The 21550-nt window shown below is 32.9% G+C and carries 16 protein-coding genes; 13 read left to right on the top strand and 3 right to left on the bottom strand.

Annotated elements, in window-relative coordinates; translation table 11 throughout:
* Positions 1–52: 52 nt before the first annotated feature.
* The 6 genes from HND39_12520 (at position 53) to HND39_12545 (ending at position 11077) form a co-directional block, all read left to right on the top strand.
* The gene (locus HND39_12520; GenBank protein ID QKJ97038.1) at positions 53–1144 is read left to right on the top strand and encodes a glycosyltransferase; all 1092 of its coding nucleotides are present in this window, start codon (positions 53–55) and stop codon (positions 1142–1144) included.
* Positions 1141–2277 carry a glycosyltransferase family 4 protein gene (locus HND39_12525; protein QKJ97039.1) on the top strand — a complete coding sequence of 379 codons (1137 nt, stop codon included), beginning with the start codon at positions 1141–1143 and terminating at the stop codon, positions 2275–2277. Before HND39_12520 ends, HND39_12525 begins: the two co-directional genes overlap by 4 nt.
* Positions 2274–3362 carry a glycosyltransferase family 4 protein gene (locus HND39_12530; GenBank protein ID QKJ97040.1) on the top strand — a complete coding sequence of 363 codons (1089 nt, stop codon included), beginning with the start codon at positions 2274–2276 and terminating at the stop codon, positions 3360–3362. Before HND39_12525 ends, HND39_12530 begins: the two co-directional genes overlap by 4 nt.
* Positions 3362–4075, top strand: coding sequence for a WecB/TagA/CpsF family glycosyltransferase (locus HND39_12535; GenBank protein ID QKJ97041.1), 714 nt, complete (start codon positions 3362–3364; stop codon positions 4073–4075). The genes HND39_12530 and HND39_12535 overlap by 1 nt, the downstream gene beginning before the upstream one ends.
* Positions 4072–5535, top strand: coding sequence for a hypothetical protein (locus HND39_12540; GenBank protein ID QKJ97042.1), 1464 nt, complete (start codon positions 4072–4074; stop codon positions 5533–5535). The genes HND39_12535 and HND39_12540 overlap by 4 nt, the downstream gene beginning before the upstream one ends.
* Before the next feature lie 154 nt (positions 5536–5689).
* Complete coding sequence (locus HND39_12545) at positions 5690–11077, top strand: hypothetical protein (protein QKJ97043.1); 5388 nt, start codon at positions 5690–5692, stop codon at positions 11075–11077.
* 149 nt (positions 11078–11226) lie between these two features.
* On the opposite strand, the gene HND39_12550 is transcribed toward HND39_12545, so the two are convergent.
* The 3 genes from HND39_12550 to HND39_12560 all read right to left on the bottom strand — a co-directional run bounded on the left by HND39_12550 (position 11227) and on the right by HND39_12560 (position 14772).
* Positions 11227–11847 carry a T9SS type A sorting domain-containing protein gene (locus tag HND39_12550; GenBank protein ID QKJ97997.1) on the bottom strand — a complete coding sequence of 207 codons (621 nt, stop codon included), beginning with the start codon at positions 11845–11847 and terminating at the stop codon, positions 11227–11229.
* 473 nt (positions 11848–12320) lie between these two features.
* Positions 12321–12968, bottom strand: coding sequence for an HAD-IA family hydrolase (locus HND39_12555; protein QKJ97044.1), 648 nt, complete (start codon positions 12966–12968; stop codon positions 12321–12323).
* 1 nt (position 12969) lies between these two features.
* Entirely contained in the window at positions 12970–14772 is a 1803-nt protein-coding gene (locus HND39_12560; protein ID QKJ97045.1) for a PQQ-like beta-propeller repeat protein, read from the bottom strand.
* A gap of 241 nt (positions 14773–15013) precedes the next feature.
* Here HND39_12560 and HND39_12565 point away from each other — a divergent pair, with 241 nt between their 5' ends.
* From HND39_12565 to HND39_12595, 7 genes are all read left to right on the top strand, one after another.
* Positions 15014–15997, top strand: coding sequence for a MoxR family ATPase (locus tag HND39_12565; protein ID QKJ97046.1), 984 nt, complete (start codon positions 15014–15016; stop codon positions 15995–15997).
* 136 nt (positions 15998–16133) lie between these two features.
* Positions 16134–17009, top strand: a complete 876-nt coding sequence (locus HND39_12570) for a DUF58 domain-containing protein (protein ID QKJ97047.1) — start codon at positions 16134–16136, stop codon at positions 17007–17009.
* Positions 17003–17953 carry a hypothetical protein gene (locus HND39_12575; protein ID QKJ97048.1) on the top strand — a complete coding sequence of 317 codons (951 nt, stop codon included), beginning with the start codon at positions 17003–17005 and terminating at the stop codon, positions 17951–17953. Before HND39_12570 ends, HND39_12575 begins: the two co-directional genes overlap by 7 nt.
* 4 nt (positions 17954–17957) lie before the next feature.
* Positions 17958–18941, top strand: a complete 984-nt coding sequence (locus HND39_12580) for a VWA domain-containing protein (protein ID QKJ97998.1) — start codon at positions 17958–17960, stop codon at positions 18939–18941.
* An 86-nt stretch (positions 18942–19027) separates the two neighbouring features.
* Entirely contained in the window at positions 19028–19480 is a 453-nt protein-coding gene (locus HND39_12585) for a four helix bundle protein (GenBank protein QKJ97049.1), read from the top strand.
* A 154-nt stretch (positions 19481–19634) separates the two neighbouring features.
* Complete coding sequence (locus HND39_12590) at positions 19635–20675, top strand: VWA domain-containing protein (GenBank protein ID QKJ97050.1); 1041 nt, start codon at positions 19635–19637, stop codon at positions 20673–20675.
* Positions 20672–21529, top strand: coding sequence for a tetratricopeptide repeat protein (locus HND39_12595; protein QKJ97051.1), 858 nt, complete (start codon positions 20672–20674; stop codon positions 21527–21529). The genes HND39_12590 and HND39_12595 overlap by 4 nt, the downstream gene beginning before the upstream one ends.
* Positions 21530–21550: the final 21 nt, after the last annotated feature.

The raw sequence follows: 21550 nt of genomic DNA on the forward strand, positions 1-21550 counted from the left end.
CAGATCAAGACAGTAAATCCTTTCCTATAATTTATTAGATTGTTTACTGGAAATGAAAATTGTATTGATTGGAAGATTTGGAGATGGGGAAATCTTATCAGGTCCTGAAAGAATTGCAAGAGAACTTTTTTATGAACTGAAAAACAAAAACTATCAAGTTACATTCATCGAATATTTTTTTAGTGATTATAAAAATTCTTCACTGCTTACAAAACTTTTCGGCAAAAAATATTTCATAGAAAATTCTATCCTGAGACTCGGTGTATTTCCAATCTTAGTTACTATTATTAAAAGCAGATTCGACATGATTCATATCGTCAATGCTCAGAGATTTCAATTATTTTTACTTTTAATCAGTAGATTAGTACCAGGAAAAATAGTAACGACATTACACGGCTCGATACAAAATGAATTCAAGCAAATGAAAAAACTTCCCAGAAGACACTACGTTGATATCTGGGTTGAGAAGTTGATTACGAAAAAATCCTCTTTATTGATTTTTCCTTCGAAATTATTATTTGGAATTTTAAATGAACAATATCAGTTCTCAAGAAATAAATATCAGGTAATTCCAAATGGAATAAGCAGGAGATTTGAAATCAGGAATTCTGCTCCGATAAAATTTGAGAATACTTTGAGAATAGTTTTTTATAATGGACCTGATTCTACTTTTAACAGAGGATTGCAGAAATTAATTTATTTGTTAGAAAATGTTCAGGTTAATATTAAGTTATTTGTTCTTGGTGCAGAAGAGTTCGTAACAAATAATAATCGAAATGTACAAATTTCATTTTCCAATCTTTTGGGACACGATGCTATGATTCAATTTTTGTCCGATAAACAATTTGTTATTAAGTCAACCCAGGCAGATACATTCCCGGGTTTTGTTGCTGAATGTATGTGTTTAGGTTTGATCCCAATTATAAATAAAAATATTGGAATGAGTGAGTTTATTGAAGACAGGGAGAATGGATTTTTATATAAGATAAATTCTACAGATGATTTATCAAAATTGCTTGAAGATATCGTAATTGCAAAATATGATTTAAACTCAATTTCACTCAATGCAAAAAAAATATTTGAAAAACTTAACTGGTCTGTTATTTCTTATAAATACATAGATGCATATAAATCAGTATTATGATTAAAGTTTGTCATATTGTTAACTTGATTACGGGTAAGGCAGATGGAGTTTATGCTCATCTGAAAATGATATTTCAAAATTCAGATAAGACAATGTTTCAGCATTATCTGATTTTTCAGGGTGATGAAAAAATTGAACGTGAATTGACCGAAATGGGGGTAAAAGTTTTTATATCCGGTTCACTCAAAAAAAAAGTGTCTGTAAAAGCACTGGTTGATATTTATAGTTTTTTAAAAGAAAATAATATTGACATAATCCATACTCATCTTGTTAAACCCTATGCAATTGCCGGTCTCGACAACATACTTCTAAAGAAGAAATTCATATTTAACTATCACGGAATATTTTTAAAAAATAATCCTTATTATAATTTTCTTGAGAAAAGTATTTATTCTTTAATTCATTATCTAATTAATATATTTGGTAAAGTTGATATGGTTCTTGTTCCATCGAAAAGAAGCGAGCAATTAGTGATGGAGGAAACAAAATTATTTCCTGAACCGGTTGTTTATTATAACGGATATTCACCGATGGCAGCAGTATTTATCGAGGACAATGAAACTTCCAAAAGAATCGAAGAACTGAAGAAAAATAAAAAAATTATTGCTGTTGTTGGAAGACTTGAAATCCAAAAAAGAGTTGATAATGCTTTACTATTATTTAAAATGATTAAAGAGAAAAGAGACAATGTATTTCTCATGGTTTTTGGTGATGGTAGTTTAAAAAATGAACTGAATTCTTTTTGTAATGAATTGGAAATTAATTCAGATGTAATATTTTTTGATTATGTACAGACTGTTTCTCAGTATTTCAATTTTTTTGATGTTTTATTATTTACTTCAGATTGGGAAGGAATGCCATTAACGATGTGGGAAGCGATGGCAAATCAGCTTCCGGTTGTTGCACCGGATGTTGGAGGATTCAAAGAAATTCTTGAAGAATATAATTGTGGGATTGTTTATGAGCCGGGAAATCTAAAACAAGCGGAAGAAAAAATACTTGAAATAATTGATGATAACAATTTCAGATTAAAATTAGGTGCTAATGGTAAGTTAGCCATCGAAAAAAAATTCAATGAAAAACAATTTATTGATCAAATTGAAAAAATATATCTGGATTTATTGAGTTCATGATTAAGATTCTGCACATTACACCGGATTTTAATTATTGCTGTGGAAGAAGCAAGTTAGTCTTTCAGTATCTGAAGTATTTTAGCAATCAAGAAGATTATCAAGTGCATTTCATTACAAACGGAGGAGATTCATTAGAAAGACTAAATTCAGTGCCTCGAGTGAATTATCAAATTATCAAATTCGCTACTGGGTATAAAAATATTTTTTACAAAAAAAAATTTTATGATTCATTAAAGAATTTTGTAAACAAAAATAATATTTCTCTAATACATAGTCATCATAGGTTCCCTGAAACAACTGCCTGTCAATTCTCTCGTGAACTCAACGTACGAACAGTAACTTCTGCTCATAGTTTTGTTAAAGGTTTTAAAGGACGAGGATTTAATTCTGATAAAGTGATTGCAGTGAGCAACTCTATTAAAAATTTTATAGTTGATAATTTTAAAGTTTCTGCAGAAAAAATACTAACTCTACATAATCCGGTTGAAAAATCTCAGGCAAAAGATGAATTTTCATTCGATTCATTTAAATCTGAAAAAAATATAACCAATGAAAATAAAATTATTCTGTTTGTTGGAAGATTATGCCATGAAAAAGGATTTGATAAACTCATAAAAGCGTTTGAATTACTAAGATCAAAAAACAAAAATATTATTCTGATAGCAGCAGGACAGCTGATAGGGAATAAAAATGATTTCGGATTATTTTTAAATAGTGAAGGTGTTGTTTACATAACTCCTCGAAGTAGCATTAATTACTTTTATGAAATTTCTAATTTAGTAATTCTTCCTTCACGAGTTGATCCATTTCCTTTTGTAATGCTTGAATCTGGTTCTTTCAAAAAACCATTCATTGGTGGTAACACAGGTGGTATTGCCGAATTCATTGAAGATGGAAAAAACGGATTGCTGGTTGATCCTGAAAATCCTGAAGAGCTTGCTGATAAAATATTCTTTCTCCTGAACAATCCTGAATTCGGTAAAACATTAGGTGAAAATTTATACGAAAAAGTCACTCGTCTTTGTGATTATAATAATTATTTTAAAGAAGTAGAAAATATTTATAAATCACTTTTAACAGTTTAATGATCTTCAAGAAACTTTTATCCTCACAGGAAGCGGTTGCAGAAAAAGTTTTTGACTCTGTAACTTTAAATAAGTCACTCCTGCTAACTTATTTCAATCAACATTGTTTCAATGTTTATTATGACGATGAATCTTACAGAAATTTAATCCAGAAAAAATTTGACGCTTACCAGGCAGATTTGGGAGTTTATCTTGCAGCAAAATTTCTTAACCATTCTGATCCGAATCGCATCGAATCAACAGCAATGAATGAAAATATTTTGAAAAAATTTATTACGCAAAAGATTCCGGTTGCAATTATAGGTGGAAGTTTTAAAGAAAGTTTTATAATGGCAGAAGCAAAAAATCGTGGAATCAATTTGACTTATTACAAAAACGGTTTCTTTGATGAACATGAGTATAAAAATATTATTACACAATTGAATGGTCTTGATGTAAAGGTGATATTTGTTGGAATGGGTGTTCCTAAGCAGGAATTATTTGCTGAAAAATTGTCGATGTCATTACAGAATAAAATTATAATTTGCGTAGGGATATTCTTTGAATATTACTTCGGAACAACCAAAAGAGCCCCATTATTTTTCCGGAAAATTGGATTTGAGTGGATGTTCAGATTGTTTGCTGAACCCCGGAGACTATGGAAAAGATATATTCTTGGAATTCCACTTTTCATTTACAGAGTTTTTAAAATTAAATTTGGTTTAACGAAATGATAAAAACCAAAGACAATGAATTGAAAAAATTCAAAAGAATTTTAATTATTTTATTTGTTTCAAACGTTGTTTTATTGATTACATATAAAACCTATCTTTTCCCGATCCTTATAAAAATCACCTCCGCTAAAGTTGATAATATAGACGTTCAATATTATAGTAAGATATTCAATAATTTACATTTTGTTATTATAGCTTTTATAATTCTTATCACCCTAGTTCTTGTTTATTATGAAAAAATTAAAAGATATTTACTAAATGTTTTATTAAATAATAATCTATTAATCTTTTGCATCGCTTTTAATATCTTTTTTCAACTTCTTCTTTTAATTTTTGTAACAACCCAACCTATATCAGACAGTAAACATCATATAGATAATGCTAACCGCTTGTATGAAACTGGTTCATATATAAATTCATATGGTAATTTAACAGCATTTTGGACAATAGGATTACCCGCATATTTAGTTTTTCTAAAAATAATTTCATCAGATTTTATTACTTCGGCAAAACTAATTAACATTTTAATCTCATCAGGATTGATTATTGTTTGCTACAATATATTTAGAAGGTATTTGGATCTTAAGTCTTTGAACATTTTTTTAATTTTATTTACACTTTTTCCGAATAATCTTTTCTCTTCGAATGTTATTCTTACGGATTATCCTTTTACTCTATTATTATGGTCGAGTATTTTTTTGTTGTTGAAAATGAAGCAAAGTTCTCGCCTGATATATCCAATATTGACAGGGATTTTGCTTGCTTGTGCTTCCTATCTTAGACCAGCTGGAATTATTCTCCCTTTAGTCTTTGCTGGCATTCTGATTTTCTACTTGTATCCAGCAAGAATTAGAAATGCGTTCCTAATGTTGATTATATTTATCCTGTTTTTGCTACCATGGGGGGTAAGAAATTTTAATATATTTCATACGATAGTTCCTATTTCAACAAATGGTGGCTATATTTTTTTAATGGGTAATCACGAAGCATCCAGTGGTGGGGTGAATTTTGATTTCGAATATAATCTGTCTAATCCAAACGAAGCAGAGGAAAGTAAGAAAGCCTATATTAAGGCATTCAATGATATAATAAATAATCCGATTGAATCCATAGTTCGTATTCCAAAAAAATTGATTCAAACATATTATAGAGGAGATAGCTCTATTACTTGGGCATTTAAACTATTTGAGAAAGATATTCCTTCAGTTATAATCAGCGCTATATTTTATTTGACAAATTTATTTTTCTACTCAATAATATTAATAAATATTTTGGTGTTCTTTATACACAGAAAAAAGATTAATCTTACCAAATATGTTGAACTGTTTATTATCACAATATATATTTTTTTAATTTTGATCGTTTATGTAGGTTCAGAAAGATACCATATTCCTCTAATTCCGATTCATATATTTTTAGTGGCTAAGTATTTTGAAAGTAAATCAATGTCGATTGTTTGATATTTAATTCAGTTGGGAGTCATTTTATTGATATACATCATGATAGTTGTAATAAGTTACAATGACTTATTTATCGGCTCATTAAACTTAAGATTTAAGAGTTTGAATTGAGCAAATTACCAATATATTTTCAATTAATTAATAAAATTTCTAAATGAAAATTTTATTTAGTTTTCAAATTTTGATATTTCTTTCCATACTATCTTTCGGTCAGAATGAAATCAGCAAAATAATTGAAAGAGAAAATGGACTTGATATTGAAATCACTTTTGAACCAGAACCATATTCAACAAAGCTGGAGCAAAATAAATCCATAATAGAATTTTATAATTCAATTAATGAAGCATTACCTGGCTCACCAATCCTGCCTTCAAAAACTTACTTTGTTGCTATTCCTCCGTTCAGCCAAGTTACTGCTCAACTCAGCAATCAAAAATATAATGCGATCACTAATTCAGAAGTTGCAATAAATCCAGAAGTGGTATCCTCATCCGATTCAGTTTTGATGTATCGTGAATCGAAACCCAACCTATCAATATTTTCAACCGATCAATATCCGGCACATGCAATTGAAGTAATTGATTACACCTGGCTGCGGGATTATTACTGTGCAGTGATCCGTGTTAATACTCATATATTCAACTGGAAGAAGAAAGAAATCAGTGAATTACTTTCCGCAAGAATAAAAATTGAATTCGAAAATTTGCACGCATTTACTCAAAGGAACACTCCTCCGGGTGAGTTTGATAAAATTCTTGAAGATGTAATTATAAATTATTCGTCAGCTTCAAAGTTTCGATCAGATAAAAACGATTTCATTATTTCAGATTCTTCCGGCAACTGGATTGATTATTCTAAAGAATACGTAAAACTTAAAATTCCAGATGATGAAATTTATAGGATTGACTATAATCAGATAACAAATTATGGTATCAATCCACAAAGCATCAATCCAAAAACATTTAAGATTTATTTAAAAGGCGAAGAAATTCCGTTATTTGTTTTTGGTGAGAATGATCTTTCGTTCGATCAGGGAGACTATATTGAATTCTGGGCTGAAAGAAATTATGGTTCGAATGACTACAGGGAGATTGTGAATTTAGGTGAGGACTATCTAAATTATTTTGATCGCTACTCAGATACATCAATTGTCTGGTTAAGCTGGGATGGTAATGATGGCAAAAGAATTTTTGAACAGAACACTTCAATAAGTGGTATTACTGATACGCTGCAAACTCACAAAGCTTTCTATCATCTTGAAGAGGATGTCAGACTTTGGTACTACGATGCTGTTCAACCTCGTGTTCAACTTCCTTTCTGGCAGGAGAATAAAGTCTGGACGTGGCAATTCCTTGGTAATGGAGGCAGTATTGATTTCAATTTTAATGCAACTGATTTTGTAATTAATTCTGATGTAAATGTTATTGCCAGAATGATAAGCAATGCGACTGATCAATTATTTGTTAACAATCATCGCTTCGGATTAAGTTTGAACTCAACTTCACCACAGGATACAATTGTATTCAGTTACAAACAAACTGTAAACTTTAACAGTGATTATAATTCAAATCAATTAACAATTGGAAATAATGTAGTTCGGATTTTCGGAATGCAAAACGATTCTCTCAGATGGCATCAGGCATTGATTGATTGGGTTGATATCGAATATCCGCGATACAATATTGCTGCAAACGATTCATTGTTGATTCGTGTAAATGAAAATACTTCTGCAGCTGTGAGAGTAATTAAAGTCTCGAATATTATGCAACAAACCGGAGAAATGATTGTTTATAAAATCAAACCAACTTTTAAGAAAATTACTTCGTTTAATATTGCTAATTCAGTTTTGATATTTACAGATACAGCAGCAGCAAATGATGAATACATAGTTATCAAGCAGAGTCTCACCAAAGCTCCTGTCTTCCAAAAGAAAAAATATTTTGTGAATCTGCGTGATGTAAATCGTGGGGCAGACTATATTGCAATTACAAACAGAGTTTTGCAATCATCAGCCAGTCAGTATATCAATTTCATTAATAATAATTATGAAACACGAAATGAATTAATTTATGTTGACGATATCTACGATGAATTTTCATTTGGATACGCTAAACCAGAAGCTATAAAAGATTTTCTTTTTTATGCGAATCAGAATTGGATTGCTCCCGCACCATCATATCTGATACTGCTTGGTGATGCAAATTATGATTATAAAAATATAATTATCCCACCTTCAACTGCAGTAAGAAAAAATCTTGTCCCATCATACGGTAATCCTGTGAGTGATGTGTGGTTTACAATGTGGGATACTTCAAATGTAAATCTTCCGCAGATGTTTGTCGGAAGAATTCCGGCAACCAATGATGCTGAGGTGCAACTTTATTTAAATAAGTATCAGAATTATTTGAACAGAAGGTCAGATGACTTTAACAAGCGATATCTTTTTTTCAGTGGTGGTGATGCAAACAATCCGGGACAACTTGAGTTATTAAAATCCGCAAACAATTACGTTCTGAATAATTTTGTAAAACCCGCACCGGTTGGAGGAGAAGGAATTCATTTCTATAAAACGATTAATCCTCCGACTAATTTAGGTCCTTACACCCGTGAACAAATTGACAATGCAATTGACAGCAGTGGATTGTTTATATCTTACATAGGTCACAGCGGAACAGAAACCTGGGATAATGGAATAACCGAAGTAACTGATTTACAACCTGCTTTCAGTGATCGTCATTCGTTGATTTCAGATTTCGGATGTTCAACCGGAAAATTTGCAGAACCTGACGTAGACGCTTTTAGTGAATTATTTATTTCAGCATCAGGCGATGGACAGGCAATTGCATACCTCGGAAATTCAAGCTGGGGATATGTTTCTACATCGGTTAATTTCCCCCCGCTATTTTATGAACAATTACTGCTGGACTCATCAAAGACAATTTCTGAAGCTCATTATTTAGCAAAAGTTGATTTACTTAATCAGTATGGAACCGGCGATGTTAACAGAGTATTCAACTATTGTAATATTCTTTTTGGAGATCCATTGATAGGATTCAAACTTCCATCAAAGCCAAACTTTTCAGTTACCAACGAATCTTTTTCTCAGGCAAAAGATTTTCCACTTGATAGTGATGATTCTTTACAAGTAAAAATTGAGTTGAGTAATTATGGAAAAGTATTGCCGGATTCAGTTCTGGTGACCATCAAAGATTTTTATCTTGGAAATCAAATCTTCCTGAGCGAGTTTAGAATTCCCATTCCTCTCTACAAAAAATATTTATTTGTTAATGTTCCAATATTCGGACTTGTAGGAGAACATAATCTTCAAATCACAATTGACAGGGATAATGTATTCGATGAAATTTATGAAGATGATAATTCAGCAGATTATAGTTTCATCGTTTATTCTTCTTCAGTGCGACCAATTGAAGCAGAGCGTTTTTACAATTCTGCAATCAGTGATTTTCAATTTTTAAATCCCGTTCTGTTATTTGATCAAAATATTTCATCAATTGAAATTGCCTTCGCTGATAATCCTGATTATGCGAATTCATTTCAGGTTGTAACACCAATGGATAGCGTGAAAACTATTTACCGTAACAATTCTTTTCAGCAGAATACAAGATATTGGTGGCGGGCACGATTAAATCTTCCACAATCAAGCTGGTCCGAGCCATACTCTTTTTTTAATAAAGAAGCAGATCTCGATTGGTATTTTAATCACTCGTTTGATTATTCGGATATTCAGTTCAATAATCTCGCATTTGATTCAACTATAGGTAATTGGAAATTAACAAATTATGAAAACTTACTGAAGATTAGCTCGGCAGGTTCCGATGATGGCGAGTTTGGCTCAATTAAACTTAACGGCGATGAAAAACTTCCCAATACTTATTACTGGGGAATTGCAACTGCTGTAATTGATTCCATTACTCTTGAACCATCCGATTTTAAATATTTTCTGTATTGGGATCCTGCACCTGCGGATTCATTGATCAGCTATATTAACTCAACTCCCACAGGAAAATTATTAGCAATGACAATTTGTGCTGATGGTGCTCAGTCTGTTCTTGGATGGAGTTCAGGAACTCCGGTAAGAAGAGCTATTGAAACACTCGGCAGTCTTTATATCGACAGCGTTTTATACAGAGATTCCTGGTGTATGATTGGTAAAAAAGGAGCGCTGCAAGGAACGGTTCTTGAGTCATTCAAAAAAAGATATTCAGGTCCTGCAGAAATTGAAACTAACAAAACAGTTACGAATCAAAACGGCTGGATAGAATTTCCTTTAATAAAAAATTCTGCTGAATGGTTGAGTGTTACAAAATCCGATTCGCTCCCTACAGGTTCTGATATTTCATTCAAACCTATTGGAATAAGACAGGATAATTCCGTGGATACACTTAGTACGGTAATTTTTCTGGGCAACACAGGCAGTTTATCTTTTATTGATGCTGATCTATATCCAGTAATAAAATTGTTGGCAGAGTTCAATGCTAATCAAAACTTTGAATCTCCCGCGCTCAAAACTCTTGGTGTTAATTTTGTCCCAGTTCCCGATCTTGCAACCAATTACCAGGTTGTTTCCATTGCTTCAGATACTATTTTGATTGGTAAGGATGCAGTGCTTTCGTTTTCAATTACTAACGTAGTTGAAACTAAAGCTGATAGTTTTTATGTAGTGGTTGAAGTAATCAATGATGATAATTCAAGACAAACAATTTTAAACCAAAAAGTTGATTCGCTCAACTATGATGAATGGAAAAACTTCAATGTAATCTTCAACACTTCTTCCGGAAGCGGAGCCAAAACTTTCCAGATAACTATTGATCCTCAGAATCAAATCCGTGAATTGTTTGAAGATAATAACTTTTATAGCATTCAGTTCTATGTAAAGCCGGACACTTCTAAACCAACTTTGAACTTGACTTTTGACGGAAATGAGATTCTCGATGGAGAGTACATTTCTCCTGAACCGGTTATTCATATTGAATTAAACGATCAATCGTTATTGCCGATAACTGACCGGAATTCTGTTATGATTTATTTGAATGATGAGTTAATTCCATCTGATACTTCAATTATCAGCTACACATTTTCCGAAACTAATCCGAAAGTATTAGTTGATTTTACTCCGGTTTTAGAAGATGGTGAATACAGTCTCAGAGTTTTATGGCGGGATTATGAAGGAAATATTGTTGACTCAAGCGGAGTGGAAAAGTATTTTCTTGTTTCGAATGAGACGAAGATTCTTAATGTTTACAACTATCCAAATCCAACAAGTGGTGAAACTCATTTTACATTTAAACTCACACAAATTCCTGAGGAAATAAATATTAAAATATTTACCATCGCAGGAAGATTAGTTCGTGAAATAAAACTATCTTCTTCTGAACTTAAATATGACTTTAATAAAATTTATTGGGATGGCAGAGACGAAGACGGAGACATATTGGGCAATGGAATCTATCTCTACAAAGTGATCATGAGAGCAGGGGATAGATCAGAAGAAGTGACGCAAAAACTCGCTATAGTTAAGTAGTTAAAAATTTGATTCCTGTTTGTTGAGAATCCCGCCTTTAATTTGAAAAAATTGATTTAAGATTAACAACAGGCAATTTATGATTTACACATTTCTATTCATAAATCGTGATTCCATAATCTGAGACCACAATATTTTGAATAATCTTATTACTTTATCAACAACATTTCTCTCGTCTTACTAAAACTTCCTGCAGTCAGTCTATAAAAATAAATTCCGCTGCTTAGTTTGCTTCCATCAAAAGTTACTTGATAACTTCCTGCAGACTGAAAAGCATTAACAAGAATTTCTAGTTCTTCCCCTTCAACAGAATAAACACCAAGCTTAACTTTTACTTCTTCAGGGATGGTGTATTTTATTTTTGTTGTTGGGTTGAATGGATTAGGATAATTCTGTTCAAGTTTAAATCCTTGCGGATTCAGATCAGTTTCAGTAACACCGGTCGGTGAGTTTATTCCGATAATATAAGTTCCATCATAACCACCATTTCCGTTTTCAACTACATCCATCATAAGAAATTCAGGTTTTGAAGTTCCGAAAATCAGATCTTCTTCATTAGAAGTAGGATTTGGACCTCTGCCAACATATAAAGGAGTTGCATAAACTGCTTCGTTAGCTGCATCAGGAAACGCAAATTGTGATGTAGCGAATGTCGTTGAGTCTAATCTTACTTTGAAATGAATGTGAGTAGCTCTTCCAGGATACCATCCGGGATAACTTGTGATAAAAGAACATTGTCCGTTAGCATCAGTTACTTGAATCCCTCTCATAAAATCTTGACCGACAGTGTTTCCACCAGGCTGAACATATCCGGAATAAACTCCATCTTTATCGCAATGCCAAATATCAACCAGTACATTTGGAATAATATTACAATTAGCATCAATTATGGTAAATAGCATATTTAGCTGAAGACCGTCGTGAAATTCTCCAGTATCAAAATCGGTTCTTATATCCTGTCTAAAAAGATTTGCATTGAAATAGTAAGGTCCCTCCATTAATTCCGGAGTAAGCCAGCATCCTGCAGGTGTTGTTAATCCTTTTTTGTGTAATGGGCTTACGCTGCCAATTACTTTATGAAATGGAAGAACACTTCCAACACTAATTACTCCGATACTCTTCAGCAGTTTTCGTCTATTCATAGAAAATCTCCCGGTAGTTTTTTTTGTTAAATGAATATTTAAGAATTGTCACTGGATGGGCTGATGCATCAAGGCAACGAATAGTATTTCCGTATGTGAAATTAAGAATTTTTCAGAAGAAAATCAGTTAATTCCTTAACGCTATGAAAATAATAATCGCTTTGCATTTTTCGGACTATTTCGTGAGCATAACTATCCCAGAGTACCGAAGCTATTTTTACTCCGGCTTCTTTTGAGGCTTTTACATCTCCATCAGAATCACCAATCATTAAAACTCTTTCTGGTTTTAGCTTAAAGTGATTTACAAACTTTAGAATTCCTTCTGGTGAAGGTTTGTGGTTTTCAACATCATCACCCGTAATTATTAAATCAAAAAATTGATCGATACCAAGTTTATTAAGTGTTATCAAAGATGCGTTTCTGCCTTTGCCGGTAAAAATTCCCACAGGATATTTTTTATTTTTTAGATACCCAAGAATTTCTTTTATCCCTGAATAAAGTTCAGCCTTCCAATGATTCTCGCTGTAATAATCAAAGTAATCTTTTCTGGCTGACTCGAAATTATCTACGCACAAGTCCCTTAAAATTTTATTTTCAGGTGGTCCGAACATTGCGATTATTTCTTCATCAGTAAAAGTCTTGCCCAGATATTTTCTTGCAATGAAGTTGAATGAATCAAAAATGAGTTGGTTTGTTGATGTTAATGTTCCATCAATATCAAAAATAAATCCATCAAAAAGTTTTTTCATTTTATTTTTTGGAAAGATTCAGGAGTGTAAAATTGCCATCATAATCAGTTACAAGACAATTGCCATTTAATTCGTCTATTGAAATAACAGGAGCGTAGGATGCACGAAAAAATTTCTCAACTTTTTGTTTCGGAATTACTTTATAAACCCAGCCATTACTTAATCCGACAAATAATTTAGTCCCAATATTTACTACATCGTTGATTGTTTCATCTTTAAGCTCAAACGGCAGTTCAAATTCTGATGCTACTTTTCTAAGAGTTGTTGAGACAACAACGACAGAATTTTTTGTTGTTGGTAGTATCAGATTATTCAGGTTATCCAATCTTATCAGACCATTTGCATTTAAGTTTTTTATATTCCACTTAACGGTGCCGAGAAGTACATCAATACAAAACAAATTGCCTGCTTCATCAACAAGCAGTAAATCTTTATTAATTATTATAAGATTATTTTTGTTTAACCGAAACGATGATTGATTTTTAATTGTCCATCCACCGGTTGCTGCATCAATTTGCCAGATTAACATTCCGTTAGCGGCGCTCCGGCAATAAAGAGTGCCACGATCATCATAAAAATAAATTTTACTATCCGAAGAAATAATATCAGAGCAAACTTTTAATTCTGAATTCACATCAGAGATTTGATCTGTCCATATAGGATCAAGTGTATTCAGCTCGTAACAATAGAGATTACCATATTCGGTCCCTGCGATAACACTTTTCAGGATTGTCCCATAATCATCAACATCAGAGACAGAAATTCCTGAGGTAATTCTTTCACCAATCCCTATTATTTGTTGAGATGTTCCCGTCTTTGAATTCAGAGTATGGATTTCGCCATCATCGGAAACGATCACAAGCAAATCGTTTTCAATTAAGGGAGGAATGCTGATTTTTTTATTCGTCTCGATATGCCATATTTCCTTGCCCGAAGCATTGACACAATTAATTAATCCATTTCCGAATACACTGTAAATATTTTCTTCATCACTTACAGATGAAGTGATTTTAACATGGTTAAAACTTACTGACCAGATTTTCGTCCCTGCAGATATAAATGAAGTCTGCTTGTTTTTAGGAAGTTCACTCAATTTGGCAAAAGTAGTTTTTATGATTTCCGGTTTTATTTTCTTCTTAATTTCCTCGCCAAGAATTTTTTTTATGAAGACTGAATCATTCTTTGTTGAAACTAATAAATATCCCCATCCATCTTTTCTGTTTAAATAAAATCCTTCAAAAATTGATTTACCTGAATTTGTATTATCCATTTTACCAACAAAGGAAAAATATTTTTTACCAAAAACCACTTCCGAAAACTGATCGCTGTTTTCGGTGTTGTTCAATGGATAAAATGAAAATGTAAACAATCTGGTAATTTGAGATGATGTAATTTTATTTTCGAGCCGGTGTAAAGTTTCACTATCAATATATTTTCTGGAAGGAAGTATTGACTGAAATGTATTTATCCCAACAAAGGAAAAGTTCTCTGCGTTGATAAATTGTTTATCATCTCCCCATAGTAAAGAAATTTCCGACCCTTTTCCTTCACTGAACAGATAATCTTTTTCACCTCCGACAACAAAATATGGAACGGTCAATTGATTAAGTATTTCCTGAGCCCAGATGAATTCATCAAATTTCCCATTAGCGGTAATGTTACCAATTACAACAAGACCGGATATATTCTGTCTTTTATTAATATCCTCAACAACTTCATTCAAATTCACAGCGTTTTGTTTTAGACCAATCTCAGGATTAGTGATAACAACAATATTATCACTCTGCGGAAAAGTCTGTTGCAAACACAATAGCATTATGAGAAAAAGAAGTTTCATAGATGCAAATTTAGTCATATTCGAAATTAGAGACGCTTTTAAAAATGGTGATTGCATATTGATCTTCCGGGAGAAGCAGGTCATTAATTATTGGTCATATTCAATTTTCTTGATTAAAAAACGCAACATATATAAGTTTGCAGCCGTCTAATCTTATTTTATATTCCAAAAATTTATTAAAGTTTTTAACTATTAAAAGAGGTTTACAGTGGATATTGCACAGTTAAACGAAAAAATAAAACAGGAAAGTGCTTTTATTGATTTGCTTTTTTCTGAAATCGGGAAAGTAATCGTTGGTCAAAAGGAGATGGTGGAACGACTTGTTGTGGGATTATTAGGCAATGGACACATTCTGCTCGAAGGTGTTCCCGGACTTGCAAAAACTCTTGCAATCAAAACACTTGCAGCAGCGATGAAAGCAAAATTTCAGAGAATCCAATTCACTCCTGACCTGCTGCCAGCAGACTTGATAGGTACACAAATTTATAATCAGCGTGATGGAAATTTCTTCATACGCAAAGGACCTGTTTTCTCAAATTTTATTCTTGCTGATGAAATAAACCGTGCGCCCGCTAAAGTTCAGAGTGCGCTTCTTGAAGCGATGCAGGAAAGACAGGTAACAATTGGTGAGCAGACTTTTAAACTTGATGAACCATTTCTTGTACTTGCAACTCAAAATCCAATTGAACAAGAAGGAACATATCCGCTGCCTGAAGCACAGATTGACAGGTTTATGCTGAAAGTGAAAATCACTTATCCAAACAGAAAAGATGAACTTGAAATAATGAGACACAATATTAATGAAACAATTGGAACACCGAATCCTGTTGTTTCACCATCTGATATTATTAAAGGCAGACAGCTTATCCACGAAGTTTATATTGATGAAAAAATTGAGAAATATATTCTTGATATTGTTTTTGCAACTCGCAAACCAAAAGAATTTGGTCTTGATAAGTTAACTGATTTAATTAGTTATGGTGCTTCACCAAGAGCGTCAATAAATCTTGCGCTTGGTGCTAAAGCGATGGCATTTATTAAACGAAGAGGTTATGTAATTCCTGAAGATGTCAGAGCTATTTGTTATGATGTAATGAGACACAGAGTTGCTGTTACTTATGAAGCTGAAGCAGAAGAAATCACTTCTGAAAAAATTATAAGTGAGATTTTAAATAAAGTTGAAGTACCGTAAGAATGGAAAATGTATGAAGGAAAATGTAAAATGGAAAATGGAAGATGTATGATGGGAAATGTAAAATGGAAAATGGAAGATGAGCGATGGAAATATTTCATATTTAGTATTAGTGAGATAAACGAAATGAGATCAAATGCTAACTAAAGAAATATTAAAACAAGTTAGACAAATTGAAATCCGGACTAAAGGACTTGTCAATCAGGTCTTTTCCGGCGAATATCATTCTGTGTTTAAAGGAAGAGGAATGGAATTCTCTGAAGTTCGTGAATATCAGTTTGGAGATGACATACGAAATATTGATTGGAATGTTACAGCAAGGTTTGGTCATCCATTCGTGAAAATATTTGAGGAAGAAAGAGAACTAACTGTAATTTTATTGGTTGATCTCAGCGGTTCACAGATGTTTGGTTCACTTTCAAAAACAAAGCAACGTGTTGCAGCGGAACTTAGTGCAATTCTTGCTTTCTCAGCTTTGAAAAATAATGATAAAGTAGGATTGATTCTTTTCACAGATAAAGTTGAAAAATTCGTTCCTCCGAGAAAAGGTAACTCTCACGTACTAAGAATAGTTCGTGATGTTCTTTCATTCGAACCTGAAGGGAAAAAAACGAGCCTGCGTTCTGCACTTGAATTTATGAATGGAGCGATTAAAAAGAGATCGATCGTTTTTCTGCTGTCAGATTTTATGGATGATGGATATGAAAAAATCCTCCGTGTTGTTGGGAAAAAACATGATTTGATTGGAATAGTTTTAGATGACAGACGAGAATCTGAAATGCCTGAAATTGGATTGATAAAATTAACGGATGCAGAAACAAATGAAGAACGCTGGATTGATACCAGCAGTGCTCGCGTTCAAAAAGCTTTAACCAGAAGAAGAGACGAGATACAATCAAAACGAAGATCATTATTTATTGCGAGCAGGTTAGATAGTGTTTATGTTCAGGCTGGTGAGAATTACATTGTTCCACTGATAAATTTTTTCAGAATGCGCGAGAGAAGATGGTAAAAGTTCTGTTGAAATTATTTATTCTTTCATTTTTCCTCGCTGTAAAGATATTTTGTCAATCAATTTCCGTTCTCGCTTCGGTTGATTCCAGTGATTACCTTGTTGGAGATTATATCAATTATACTCTGGAAATAAGAGCGGATAAAGGTATTGAAATAATCAATCCATTTTTCAGAGATTCACTCAAGCACGTTGAGATTATAGAAGAAATTCCTTCGGAAAAAAAAGAAGTTGATAAAATTAACTCATCAACTTTTGGCTACGTTATTTCATTTTACGATTCTGCTGTTGTGACCATTCCACCTATTGCAGTTCAATACAAAATTAAAGGAAGTAATGATGTTAAATCTGTGTTGTCAAATCCTGTAATATTTACTGTTCGTACGCTTCCAGTTGATAAGCAGGCAGAAATTAAAGATGTTAAAGAACCATTAACAATACCGCTTGATTGGAAAATTTTATTACTGATTATTTTAATTGTAATAATTGTATCAGCTCTTGCTTTCTATTTTTACAGAAAATACAAAAAGAAAAAAACTGAACAGCCTGTAATTAAAAAGATAATAAGAATTCCAGCGCATGTCAGGGCACTGACAGCATTGGATAATCTTGAAAGAGAGCAATTATGGCAGAAAGGACGAGTAAAGGAATATCATTCAAATATCACCGGGATAGTTCGAGGATATTTTGAAGAACGTTATAAACTTCCCGCAATGGAATTAACAACTTCTGAGCAGATGCAAAAACTAAAAATGGTACATTCGGCAGAAAATATTCTCGTAATCACAAACGAGTTTTTAAATAATGCTGACCTTGTAAAGTTCGCAAAATTCCAGCCGCTGCCTTCGGTTAATGAAACGATGATGAAACAAGCGAAGGAGATTATTACTCAGACAATTCCAAAAGAAACTGTAGTGGTAGAGGAAGAGATAAAAAATGTTTAACGGAATTACTTTTGCTTATCCATGGGTTCTTTACTTTCTTTTAATCATACCGTTTGTGATTGTGTGGTATTGGTTGAGAGGAATGAAAGTACAATCATCTGTCAAATACTCATCACTAAAAATATTTAAAGATGTTCCTTTTACAATTCGGGAAAAATTAAGACATATTCCTTTTGCTTTAAGACTAATTGCAATAGGTTTATTAATAGTTGCACTTGCCCGTCCACAAAGTTTTTCTTCAGGTGAAAATGTAACTACTGAAGGAATTGACATTGCAATGGTTCTGGATATTTCAGGAAGTATGCTTGCCGAGGATTTCAAACCAAACCGTTTGGAAGCTGCAAAGGACGTAATTGATAACTTTATTCAGGGAAGAACTTCGGACAGAATTGGTTTGGTGATTTTTTCAAGAGAAGCATTCACACAATGTCCGTTGACAATTGATTATAGCGTTTTGAGAAATCTGCTCCACGATATACGAACCGGAATGATTGAAGACGGAACTGCAATTGGTAATGGAATTGCTAACGGAGTAAATAGGTTAAAGGAAAGTAATGCCAAAAGCAGAATTATAATTTTGCTGACAGATGGAGTTAATAATGCTGGTGAAGTTGATCCGCGAAGTGCTGCAGAAATCGCCAAAGCATTTGGAATCAGAATTTATACTATTGGTGTTGGAACAAGAGGTGAGGCTCCATATCCGGTTCAAACTCCTTTTGGTACGAGGTATCAAATGGTGCCCGTTGAAATTGATGAAACCCTTTTGAAAGAGATAGCCGGCATCACGGGTGGTGAATACTTCCGGGCAACAAATAATCGTGCGCTCGAAGAGATTTATGAAAAAATAGATAAGATGGAAAAAACTAAAATCGAAATTACTTCTTACAAAAATGCAAGTGAAAAATATCATAGCTGGCTTTGGGGAGGATTATTGCTTCTTCTGGTTGAGCTTGGATTGTCGAGAACAATCTTACGCAAATTACCGTGAGAAGAGCGTTCTTACGCATGCATGATTGCATGGCTGTATGAATGTATGATAGATTAGAGAAAAGAAATCTAATTAAAAACTATAAAATGGATGAAGAACTTTTAAATAGAAATAAAAATATAAATAGAGGCTTTCGAAAACTTGAGGTTTGGAAAGAAGCAGTGGAATTATATGTTTTTGTTACAAAAAAAATCAGATCTCTTGATGCTGTTCCATACAAAGTAAAGGCACAAATTGAAGATTCGATATTCTCTGTACATTCCAATATTGCAGAAGGATATAGTAGAAGGTCTTTGAAAGAAAACATTCAGTTTATAAATGTATCTCTTTCTTCACTTGCAGAAAATTATTCACAAATTATTGCATTACATTCAGCAGGAGATATTGAAAAAGAATGGTTTGATGCATATGATAAAAAGCATTATTCATTGGAGAATAAATTGATTCAATTTAACAAAACAATGATCGAAAAATTAGATAAGAACAATTGGAAGAACGATTACATAATCAGAGAATTAATTGAAAAATATGAATCATAGTCATTTAATCATGCATCCATACAACCATGCAACCATGCAACCACGCAACCATGCAACCATGCAACCATGCATTCATGCACTCATACTTTGGTTAATACGAAAATAATTTTAATAGTGATAAACTGAATTAAATGAAAAATTAAAATGACGATTTATGTTTCGATTTGCAAATCCTGAATATTTAAATTTACTTTACCTTCTTCCGATTCTGATCGCAGTTTTCTGGTATCTCGGAAGAAGAAGAACAAAACTTCTGCAGAATTTTGCTGATAAAGAATTACACAAAACTTTACTTCCTACAGATAGTAATTTAAAACATTGGACGAAATTTGTTCTGATTCTTCTCGCATTGGCTTGCCTGATATTTGCAGCGGCTAATCCTCAGGTAGGAACAAAAATGCAGGAGGTGAAACAAACCGGTATTGATGTTTTTATTTTACTTGATGTTTCAAATAGTATGATGGCTGAGGATATAAAACCAAACAGACTTGAAAAAGCAAAGTATCAAATTTCAAATCTGATAAATAAACTTCGCGGTGATAGAATTGGATTAATAATTTTTGCGGGTCAGGCTTATGTTCAGATTCCATTAACAACTGATTACTCTGCTGCGAATCTTTTTCTTTCAGCGGTTGATGTGAATTCTGTCCCTTCTCAGGGAACAGCTATCGCATCAGCGATTAATCTTGCAACAGCATCTTTCGATACTCTAAGCACACAAAAAGTTATAATTGCTATTACCGATGGTGAAGATCACGAAGGTGATGTTGAAAAAGCTGTTGAGAATGCAGTTGATCGAGATATTAAAATTTATACTATCGGACTCGGATCGCAGGATGGAGTTCCTATTCCAGTTTACAATAACAGAAATCAGTTAGTCGGATTTAAGAAAGATGGCAATGGCAATACAGTACTTACCAGACTTGATGAAGCAATTTTGAAAAAAATTGCCAACGATGGAAAAGGCAAATATTATCGCGGGAATAATTATGAAGACTATCTTGATAAAATTTACACTGAACTTTCTGAACTTGAACAAACAGAGTTTGGGGTAAAAAAAGTAACTGATTACGAGGATCGTTTCTATTATTTTATTATTCCGGCTTTGATTCTGTTACTTTTAGAATTATTTGTTTCGGATAAGAAGTCACCATTGTACGCAAGAATAAATAAAAAGTTAGGATTGGAACAATGAAATATGAATTATTAAAATGTCATTACGATTCTGACGAAAGTCAGAAGAAGCAATCTGATTTATCGGATTTAAAGCTGAGATTGATTCGTCCTTTCATTTCTCGCAATGACAGCATATCATCATTTTTAGTTTTAATTAGTTTTATAATTTTATTTAGTGGCATTCAAATTAATGCACAATCAACCAGAGGTTTGGTAAATGATGGAGTTGATTTATACAAAGAAAAAAAATTTGCTGATGCAGAAGTTAATTTCAAAAAAGGAACTGAGAAATCTCCGGAAAGTTTTGAAGCGAAGTTCAATCTTGGTGATGCTTATTACAAGCAGGAAAGATACGATGATGCGATCAAGTCGTTCCAATCTGCGCTTGTGAACACAAAAAATGACAAGCAGCGCGCAAAAATATTTCATAACATTGGTAACTCTTTGCTTAAATCACAAAAAATTAAGGAAAGCATCGGGGCTTACAAGGAATCACTGAAACTTAATCCTGATGATCAGGAAACGAAGTATAATCTTTCTTATGCATTGGAAATGTTAAAAAACCAGCAAAATCAGCAGCAGAAAAACGATAAGAATCAGGATCAAAACAAAAATCAAAATAAAGATCAGCAGCAAAACCAGGATCAGCAGAAACAAGATCAACAGCAGAATAAAGATCAGCAAAACAAAGATCAGCAGCAGCAAAATCAGGATCAGCAACAACAGCAGCAATCGCAGCAGCAGAAAGAACAGGAACTGACAAAAAAAGAAGCTGAGAAAATTCTTAATGCTTTAAAAGAAAACGAGAAAGATTTGCAGAAACAGTTGAGAAAAGTAAAAGGTCAAAAGGTAAAAACTGAGAAAGATTGGTGATTTAGTGAAGCACCAGTTGAC

This window comes from Ignavibacteriota bacterium (assembly GCA_013285405.1).
GTDB lineage: Bacteria > Bacteroidota > Ignavibacteria > Ignavibacteriales > Ignavibacteriaceae > IGN2.

Excerpts from the sequence above, each read along its gene's own strand:
- HND39_12550 (QKJ97997.1), bottom strand. The coding sequence starts at position 11,847 with ATGAGAGGGATTCAAGTAACTGATGCTAACGGACAATGTTCTTTTATC.
- HND39_12590 (QKJ97050.1), top strand. The coding sequence starts at position 19,635 with ATGTTTCGATTTGCAAATCCTGAATATTTAAATTTACTTTACCTTCTT.
- HND39_12585 (QKJ97049.1), top strand. The coding sequence starts at position 19,028 with ATGGATGAAGAACTTTTAAATAGAAATAAAAATATAAATAGAGGCTTT.
- HND39_12570 (QKJ97047.1), top strand. The coding sequence starts at position 16,134 with ATGCTAACTAAAGAAATATTAAAACAAGTTAGACAAATTGAAATCCGG.
- HND39_12575 (QKJ97048.1), top strand. The coding sequence starts at position 17,003 with ATGGTAAAAGTTCTGTTGAAATTATTTATTCTTTCATTTTTCCTCGCT.
- HND39_12530 (QKJ97040.1), top strand. The coding sequence starts at position 2,274 with ATGATTAAGATTCTGCACATTACACCGGATTTTAATTATTGCTGTGGA.
- HND39_12545 (QKJ97043.1), top strand. The coding sequence starts at position 5,690 with ATGAAAATTTTATTTAGTTTTCAAATTTTGATATTTCTTTCCATACTA.
- HND39_12555 (QKJ97044.1), bottom strand. The coding sequence starts at position 12,968 with ATGAAAAAACTTTTTGATGGATTTATTTTTGATATTGATGGAACATTA.
- HND39_12540 (QKJ97042.1), top strand. The coding sequence starts at position 4,072 with ATGATAAAAACCAAAGACAATGAATTGAAAAAATTCAAAAGAATTTTA.
- HND39_12525 (QKJ97039.1), top strand. The coding sequence starts at position 1,141 with ATGATTAAAGTTTGTCATATTGTTAACTTGATTACGGGTAAGGCAGAT.
- HND39_12535 (QKJ97041.1), top strand. The coding sequence starts at position 3,362 with ATGATCTTCAAGAAACTTTTATCCTCACAGGAAGCGGTTGCAGAAAAA.
- HND39_12520 (QKJ97038.1), top strand. The coding sequence starts at position 53 with ATGAAAATTGTATTGATTGGAAGATTTGGAGATGGGGAAATCTTATCA.
- HND39_12595 (QKJ97051.1), top strand. The coding sequence starts at position 20,672 with ATGAAATATGAATTATTAAAATGTCATTACGATTCTGACGAAAGTCAG.